This window comes from Tunicatimonas sp. (assembly GCF_049647865.1).
In the GTDB taxonomy this organism is placed as follows: Bacteria; Bacteroidota; Bacteroidia; order Cytophagales; family Cyclobacteriaceae; genus Tunicatimonas.
The window spans coordinates 1-2871 of record NZ_JBARYM010000177.1 but is presented as its reverse complement, the minus strand read 5'-3'; the positions used below and the strand labels follow the sequence as shown (position 1 = coordinate 2871).

General features: G+C 41.7%; 2 protein-coding genes. Both read right to left on the bottom strand.

What is annotated here, in order from left to right; genetic code table 11:
- Window positions 1–25 precede the first annotated feature (25 nt).
- Complete coding sequence (locus WBA23_RS05425; RefSeq protein WP_424581231.1) at window positions 26–775, bottom strand: hypothetical protein; 750 nt, start codon at window positions 773–775, stop codon at window positions 26–28.
- Window positions 776–850: 75 nt separating this feature from the next.
- Window positions 851–2871 (bottom strand): hypothetical protein (locus WBA23_RS05420; protein WP_424581230.1); only part of this gene is annotated, 2021 nt, incomplete at its 5' end.

Here is a 2871-nt window from a genome sequence, read left to right as displayed (position 1 = left end):
TCCAAGCTTCGCGCCCTACACTCAACTATTCGTAAAAACCTATGAGCTTCCGTAAGTCCCCAACATCTTTCTTTCTTTGTACTTGGTATAAGTTGATAGGAAAAATAGCAGTATAGTGCCGATCCCTAAGCTTATATTTCCTGGGAAACTCTCCCTTCTTATTGAAAGTCTTAAAATCAAAATTTTTTAGCATTGCTCCAGTAACCCAAAAGAAATTCCAGATATAGTAGTAAAAGGAATGGTTTTCCAGTAGTAATACTTTTTCATTCCAGTCGACTACAGTTTCTTCGGTCATATCGTGGAGGATGAATTGCTGAGTTTCTTCAGCATCGGCATCCTCGGATAATCCTTTACTATAAAAATGGGTGATTTGCGATCTACGTTTATTATTAGGCTTAGTCACTCCTTTAGAATGAAAAAATAAACAGTAAAATTGATCGCCTTCAATGGTTTTGACATATTCTACCATCTTCAGTATAGACTCCCCCTCCCCTAGTTGAGCTTTCGCCTTTTTTTCCGGCTCACTCCAAATCTTCACCGGTAAGTTGTTGTAGTCTCTCGTGTATAAAATCGTTACTTTCTGATAATCCTTAATAATACTTTTAAACTCTTCTAGTTCTTCAATATTTTTATACACTACCCCCACTTTCATCTCTTTACACGTATCGTAAAGTTCTGAATCAATCATTTTTTGTAGATGATATCGCCATATGTCTCGCCACCTTTCTACTAAAAATAAATGATAGAATACGTAAATATTAGCTGATTTTTCCATGAAAAACTTGTTCGTAAGTATTGATACAGTGCTGTTTACTCGCTATTGGGCAATATCCGATACTTGGTAGTGTATTCAATCTAACCAGCTTAATTTCCCCTTATTTGCCTTCAGAAGATACGTACTATTATCTAATCGAATAGATAACTCTTTAGTATCATCCGCCAAGCTAACCTTCACTGATTTATTTTCAGAAACAGAAGTAACCCACCCTACGTGTAAAAATTCGTGGCAGTTAGTATTACCCGTTGGGGATACAATGGTAGTCCACAAAGCTGGCTCTACTCCTGGTCTATTCTTTTCGGCTACAAACCTCTGCTTTTTAGCAGATGTCGCAAATATATTTCGCATATCTGGTTCTACCCGGATTTCTTTCTTTGGTATCACACTCCGCATGATAAGTTTTCCAAAGTACTGCTGCTTATTTTGGTAATGGGGTCGGTTGTTTTCAATGATAATTGTATTTCCTTCTACTGTAGGCATTGTTTCGCTGTGTAGTAGCCACATTTTTTTAAACTCAGGGTTTCGCGAAACCACTCGGTCGTATACAATAAACACTAGAGGAATATTTTTATTCTTTGTTGTAATAGTAGCCATCGTACGGCGTACATTTTCCACTGTTTCAGGGGGATAAGCGGCGGTAATATCCCCCGCAATGTAGCTATACTCGGGATCAATGCTATTAGGCACAAATCCGTACTCACTCACTTCCCCCATTTTATAACCATTCTCCGAGTCTACCAGCATTTCAAGATTATGCGGGTGGTCTTGACCTTGATTAGGCCAATACTGACCACCATCATTGATTGAGGGTCGTTTGGCTTCAAACTGTTTCAACTTATTATTGTAAATAAGCAGCCCATTTTGGGAGCTGGTTTGATGGTAGTAATTCATCCAGTAGGGCTTACCGTACTTTGCTCGCTTATCTTCCCCCTCGTACACTCCGCTACTCACCGCTAACGGTCCCTTGTAGTAAATCTGAAAAGTACCGAAATCTTTTCGCTGGTGGTTGCCAAAAAAATAATTTCCAATTCGCATATGCACTACCGCATCATCGCTGTTTACTCCTAAATTCCAGCCTGTCCGCACAATCATTTCGCCCATTGGCTCGGGAAAATATTTCACTCGTGGCAGTTCAGATAATGGTTTTCTTTCCATATCCGACGGGCGGAGCAGCAATTCAAAAATTTTGTCTTCTATGGTTTTGGTGGCGAATAAATTCATATCAGCAAATGTCATCAAATAGAGGTCGCGGTAATAACTCGCCGTAAACAGCGCTATTCGGCGTTTGCTATGGTCTCGCCCCCGATCATCAAAAGTATCTCCGCTACGCATTTGCTGACCGTCGGGGCGCAAATGGTACAGCAACTGATAGGGAACATACTGCTGGTCTTTGCTAAAAACCTGCTTGAGCCCCGCGCGGCGGAATAACCAGGCAGCCATGATATCGTGCACAAACCGAGCACTAATATAGGAGTCGCCCTGATGATGCATATGAGCTTGGTAGTGAAAGTTACGAACCGGTACGAATTGCTGCCGAAGAAGCGATTCAGCCGCATCAAACATTTGGGTGTCTTCGTCGTAAATGGCTAATCCAGCGGGTAGCTGACCACTTAGTAGCCAACCTTCTGAATTGTGCCCAACTACCGCCGGAGTGTTAGCGTCGGCTGGAAAGCCCGGCTGGTGCAGCTTGGCAATTCTTACAAATTCATCAATAAACTGTTGTTTCTGTGATTGCGATAGCAGTGGATAGCACCAGTCATATACACACGCCCCAATCAGCAATGGATTATAAAGGGGACGGGCATCATTTCCTGCTTTTAGCAAAATCAACCCCTTCTTTACAGCTTCATGCCCTACTGTTTCGTCTTTCTCGAGCAAATACTCAACTGCCAGACTTAATGCTTCGTCATCTTGCTTTACCTCCTGCCATAGCGTATTGAAAGGCGGAACACTGATCTTTTCTTTAATTAAAGCTATATCTGACTGTTGCACAAAAACCCGAGGGTGGACCGGTACTTTATCACTGCCGTATGCTATATTGGCAAGCAGCAGGAGGAGACAAAGTAAGCTAAATCTGAAAACCATACCTGAGA